The sequence below is a fragment of the Caulobacter sp. P1_B12_2 genome, assembly GCF_056406675.1.
Genome location: NZ_JBFTZS010000339.1, coordinates 1 through 5,188, shown reverse-complemented (window position 1 = coordinate 5,188; position 5,188 = coordinate 1). Strand labels below are relative to the sequence as shown.

The 5,188-nt window shown below is 69.7% G+C and carries 4 protein-coding genes; 1 reads left to right on the top strand and 3 read right to left on the bottom strand.

Annotated features, from left to right (window positions below; genetic code table 11):
• On the top strand, window positions 1–526 hold a 526-nt coding region (locus AC1DZ6_RS18495), incomplete at its 5' end, for an arylesterase (RefSeq protein ID WP_477098605.1).
• Here AC1DZ6_RS18495 and AC1DZ6_RS18490 read toward each other — a convergent pair.
• The 3 genes from AC1DZ6_RS18490 to AC1DZ6_RS18480 all read right to left on the bottom strand — a co-directional run.
• Entirely contained in the window at window positions 519–1,628 is a 1,110-nt protein-coding gene (locus AC1DZ6_RS18490; protein ID WP_477098604.1) for a YeiH family protein, read from the bottom strand. The genes AC1DZ6_RS18495 and AC1DZ6_RS18490 overlap by 8 nt on opposite strands.
• A gap of 136 nt (window positions 1,629–1,764) precedes the next feature.
• Window positions 1,765–4,893 carry an efflux RND transporter permease subunit gene (locus AC1DZ6_RS18485; RefSeq protein WP_477098603.1) on the bottom strand — a complete coding sequence of 1,043 codons (3,129 nt, stop codon included), beginning with the start codon at window positions 4,891–4,893 and terminating at the stop codon, window positions 1,765–1,767.
• A gap of 9 nt (window positions 4,894–4,902) precedes the next feature.
• Window positions 4,903–5,188, bottom strand: a 286-nt coding sequence (locus AC1DZ6_RS18480; protein ID WP_477098602.1) for a permuted SH3 domain-containing protein, incomplete at its 5' end; no start/stop codon positions are given.

Sequence of the window (5,188 nt, the reverse complement as noted above, 5' to 3'; positions counted from 1 at the left end):
GCTTCCAGCTCGCGACGCCATGCCGGCCCAGCTGCAGGCGGCCCTGACCCGGCTGGGCGTCGTGGCCCAGGTGCGGGCGGCGGGCGTGTCGGGCGACACCAGCGGCGGCGGCCTGGCGCGGGTCAATTTCAGCGTCGCGCCGGACACCGCCCTGTGCGTGGTGGCCCTGGGCGGCAACGACCTGTTGCAGGGGATCGAGCCCAGAGTGACCAAGGCCAATCTGCGCGCCATCCTGCAGAGCCTGCGCAACCGGCGGATCGGGGTGCTGCTGGTCGGGGTCGGGGCGCCGCCGCTGATCGGCGCGGCCTATGCGCGCGAGTTCAACGCCGTCTATCCGGCCCTGGCGCGGGAGTTTTCCGCGCCGCTCTATCCCAACATCCTCGCCGGTGTGGGCGGCTCGCGGCAGATGATGCAGGGCGACGGCATCCATCCCAACGCGGCGGGCGCGCGGGTCATCGGCGGCAAGCTGGCGCCGCTGGTGGCGCAGGCCCTGAGGGCGGCGCCGGCCCAGACCGCGGCTAGGTGAAGAACGTCACCGCCACCAGCACCACGCCGGCGATCCACACGGTCTCGAAGACCATCAGGGCCACGGGCCGCCAGCCGGCGGTCATCAGGTCCTTGAACGAGGTCTTCATGCCCAGGCCGGCGATGGCGGTGACAAGGCACCAGCGCGAGATCTCGTTGGCCGCGTCGGTGACCGGCTTGGCCAGCCAGCCCAGGCTGTTGATGACGACCAGCGCCGCGAAGCCGATCAGGAACAGCGGCACGGTGGCCTTGGCGCCGCCGGCCACGCCCGGACCCATGCGGGCCACGACGAAGGCGATCGTGAACACCACCGGCAGCAGCATGGTCACGCGCAGCAGCTTCACATAGGTCGCCACGTCGCCGGTGTGAGGCGAGATCATGTAGCCGGCCCCGACCACCTGGGCGACGTCGTGGATCGTGCCGCCCAGGAAGATCCCCGCCCGGGTGTGGTCCAGGTGCAGCGCCGCCGTCAGCAGCGGATAGGTGATCATGGCGATGGTCGACAGGGCCGTGACCGTGACGACGGCCAGGATGGTGTCGCGCTCGGCGTCCTTGCCGCGCGGCAGAACCGAGGCGATGGCCAGGGCCGCAGATGCCCCGCAGATGCCCACGGCGCCCCCCGACAGCACGCCGAAGCTGGAGCGCAGGCCCATGCGCTTGGCCAGGAAGGCGCCCAGGGCGATGGTCGAGCCGATGCCGATGATCACCGTGATGATCGGCGTCAGGCCAAGGCCCAGGATCTGGCTGGCGGTGATCCGCGCGCCCAGAAGGGCCACGCCGAAGCGCAGGATCGCCTTGGACGAAAACTCGATGCCTGGGATGCAGCGGCCTTCCTGGTGCAGGAAATGGAAGGTCATGCCGAACAGCAGGGCGAACAGCATGACCGGCGCGCCGTAGTGCTGGGCCAGCCATTGCGAGGCCAGGGCGATGGTCACCGCCACCAGCACGCCGGGATAGAGCTTGATCAGGGCCGCCTGGCCGGGGAAGCGGGGCTTGGCGCGCACGGCGACGGCGGGCTCGGGCCGCGATAGCCCTTCCATGCCTTCCAGCGACTGGAAGAGCGCCCGCGCCGCGGCGGTGTCGGTGTCGAGATCGGAGTTCATCGTCGGGCCCTGGAGCGGCGAGTCGCGCCGGCTGCCCTGATCGAGACCCGATGCCGAGGGCGGGGACAAGCCAAAAATAAACCCCTCGCCGCTGGGGCGAGGGGTTTGGCTTGTCGCTCGACGGGCTGGACCGGGGTTAAAGCTCCCGGCCGCCGCTGACGATCGGCTCGGGCTGATGCCCGTGACCATGGCCGTGACCGGGCTGGGCATGACTGGGCGCGCGCTTCTGGTGCTGGAACAGCTTGTCGATGATCTTGCCCGACCAGTTCTTCAGCATGTCCATGAACACGAACACCACGGGGATGTAGAGCAGGGACAGGAAGGTCGAGGTGATCAGGCCGCCGATCACCGCGATGGCCATCGGGGCCCGGAACTCGACGTCGGCGCCGAAGCCGAGCGCCACCGGCATCATGCCCGCGGCCATGGCGACCGTGGTCATGATGATCGGCCGGGCCCGCTTGTGGGCCGCGTCCATCAGGGCCTCCTTGCGGGTCATGCCGCCCTTCATGGCCATGATCGCGTACTCGACCAGCAGGATCGAGTTCTTGGCCGCGATGCCCATCAGCATCAGGATGCCGATCAGGGTCGACATCGAGAAGCTGCTCTTGGCCAGCACCAGCAGGGCGAAGGCCCCGCCGATCGCCAGGGGCAGGGCGGCCATGATGGTCACCGGGTGGGCGAAGCTGCGGAACAGCAGCACCAGCACGACGTACATCAGCAGGATGCCGGTGATGAACGCGGCGACGAAGCCGGTCAGCATCTCGGCGATGAACTCGGCGTCGCCGGCCGGGGCTTCCTTTACGCCGGCCGGCAGGTTCTTGACCGCCGGCAGGGCATGGACGGCCTTGGCCGCGTCGCCGACGACGATGCCGTCCAGCTCGGCGGTGATCTCGGCCACCCGCGAGCGGTCCTGGCGCGAGATCTGCGAGGGCCCGGCGCCGAAGCGCACGTCGGCCACCGCGTTCAGCGGCACCGAACCGCCGTGGCTGGAGGGAACCTTGAGGGTCTCCAGCACCGACATGTTCTCGCGCGCGTCGTCGGTCAGGCGCAGACGGATCGGCACCTGGCGGTCGCCCAGATTGTACTTGGGCAGGGACTGGTCGATGTCGCCGATGGTGGCCACGCGCACGGCCTGCGAGATCGCGCCGGCCGAGACCCCGGCCCGCGCGGCCTGGTCGGGCTTGGGCGTGACGATGATCTCGGGACGGGCGATGGCCGCGGTGTTGACCACGTTGGCCAGGCCCTTCACGCCGCGCATCTGGGCCTCGATCGCCCGGGCCGCGGCTTCCAGCTGCGGACCGTTGTCGCCGATCAGGCGCAGGGTGTAGGCCGAGCCGTCGCTGGGCCCGCCGCCGTTGTTGCCGCCCGCGCCGATCCGCGCGCCGGGGATCGCCTTGAACTGGTCGACCATCTGGCGGCTGAAGTCGCGCTGGCTGACCCGCTGGCCCTTCGGCACCAGGTCGGCCGTGACGCGAGCCTGGTTGACGCCGTCGCTGCCGACCGAGGCGTAGACCCCGGTCACCTCGGGACGGGCTTCCAGCTCGCGGGTCATCCGCATGACGATGGCGTCGGTCTCGTCGAGGGTGGCGCCCGGAGGCAGCTCGACGCTGAACGGCGCGCGGCCGCGGTCGGCCGCCGGCTGGAATTCGAACGGCAGCTTCTGGGCCAGCAGGAACGAACCGACCAGGATCGGCAAGGCCAGCAAGGCCACCTTGATCTTGTTGCCGAGCGCCCAGTTCAGAGCCTTGAGATAGGGGCCCATCCAGAACGGATCGGCGTCGGGCTTGTTGTGGGCCTTCAGCATGTAGGCGCCCATCAGCGGCGTCAGCATGCGGGCGACCACCAGCGAGAACAGCACCGAGATGCAGGCCGCCAGGGCGAAGGCCTTGAAGAACTGGCCGACGATGCCGGGCATGAAGCCGACCGGCGCGAACACCGCTACGATGGTGAAGGTGGTGGCGACGACGGCCAGACCGATCTCGTCGGCGGCCTCCATGGCCGCGTCATAGGGCGATTTTCCCCCGCGCATGTGCCGGACGATGTTTTCGATCTCGACGATGGCGTCGTCGACCAGGATGCCGACGGTCAGGGACAGGGCCAGCAGGGTGACGCCGTTCAGCGACTGGCCCAGCGGCGCCATCAGCGCGAAGGTCGGCAACAGCGACAGCGGGATCGCCACGGCCGCCAGGAACGTCGCCCGCCAGTCGCGCAGGAACAGCAGCACCACCAGCACGGCCAGCAGGGCGCCCAGGCCCAGGGCTTCGAGCGAAGCGAAGTAGCTCTGCTCGATGTATTTCACGTTCGAGGTCAGCTCGACGATCTTCAGCTCGGGATGGGTCTTGTCGAGCTTCTCGATTTCCTTGCGGATCTTCTCGGCGACCTTGACCTCGCTGGCGCCGCGAGAGCGGACCATGTTGAAGGTCACGACCTCCTGGTTGTCGAAGCGCGCGCGGTTGCGGGGCTCGGCCCAGCGGTCCTCGACGTCGCCCAGATCGCCCAGGCGCACGGTTTCGCCGTTGCCCAGCTGGACGCGGGTCTCGCGCAGTTGGTCGACCGAGCCGGCCGCGCCCAGGGTGCGGATGGCGCGTTCGGAGCCGGAGACGGTGACGCGGCCGCCGGGCAGGTCGGCGTTGGCCGACTGCAGGGCCTGGCTGACCTGGGCGGCGGTGACGCCGCGCGCGGACAGCCGGTCGGGATCGAGAGCCACCTGGATCTCGCGGCTGACGCCGCCCTGGCGGTTGACCTGGCCGACGCCCTTGATGGCCAGCAGGGCGCGGCTGACGTCGTTGTCGACGAACCAACTGCGTTGCTCGGGCGTCAGGGTCGGGGCCTGGACCACATAGGTGATCAGCGCGTCGCCCGAGATGTCGATGCGGGTGACATTGGGGATCTGCATGTCCTGGGGCAGGGAGCTCTGCAGATTGGCCATGGCGTTGCGGACGTCGTTGGTGACCCGCTCGTGATCGACGCCCAGCTCGAACTCGATGAAGGTCGAGGAATAGCCGTCGCCGACCGTCGAGCTGATATGGCGCACCTGGCCCAGGCCGGCGATCGAGTCCTCGATCAGCCGGGTGACCTGGGTCTCCAGCTCGGTCGGGGCCGCGCCGGGACGCGAGGCGCTGACCACCACGAAGGGCAGGTCGACGTCCGGATTGTCGTTGATCCGCATGCTGGTGAAGCCGGAGATGCCGGCGATGGTCAGCAGCACGAACAGCAGGATGACGGGGATCGGGTTCTTGATCGCCCAGCGTGAGATGTTGTTCATCGCCGGTCCCTAGCGCTTGGCCGCGACGGCCACGGCGGGCGCCGGGACCCTGCCGGAAGACGCGGCGACGCGGACGGCGTCGCCGTCGCCCAGGAAGCCGGCGCCCTCGACCACGACCCGCTCGCCGGGGTTCAGCCCATTGGCGGCCGTGCGGTCGGCGTTGCGGGCCAGGATGTCGATGCGCCGGAACAGGGCGTGATTGTTGGCGCCGACCACGAACACGCCCGGCTGGTTCTGACGATAGAGGATGGCGGCGGTCGGGATGGTCGGGGCGGGCTGGGCGCCGGCCGCGATC

Bases quoted from the DNA above. Each gene is read 5' to 3' on its own strand.
- AC1DZ6_RS18490 (WP_477098604.1), bottom strand. From the start codon at position 1,628: ATGAACTCCGATCTCGACACCGACACCGCCGCGGCGCGGGCGCTCTTC.
- AC1DZ6_RS18485 (WP_477098603.1), bottom strand. From the start codon at position 4,893: ATGAACAACATCTCACGCTGGGCGATCAAGAACCCGATCCCCGTCATC.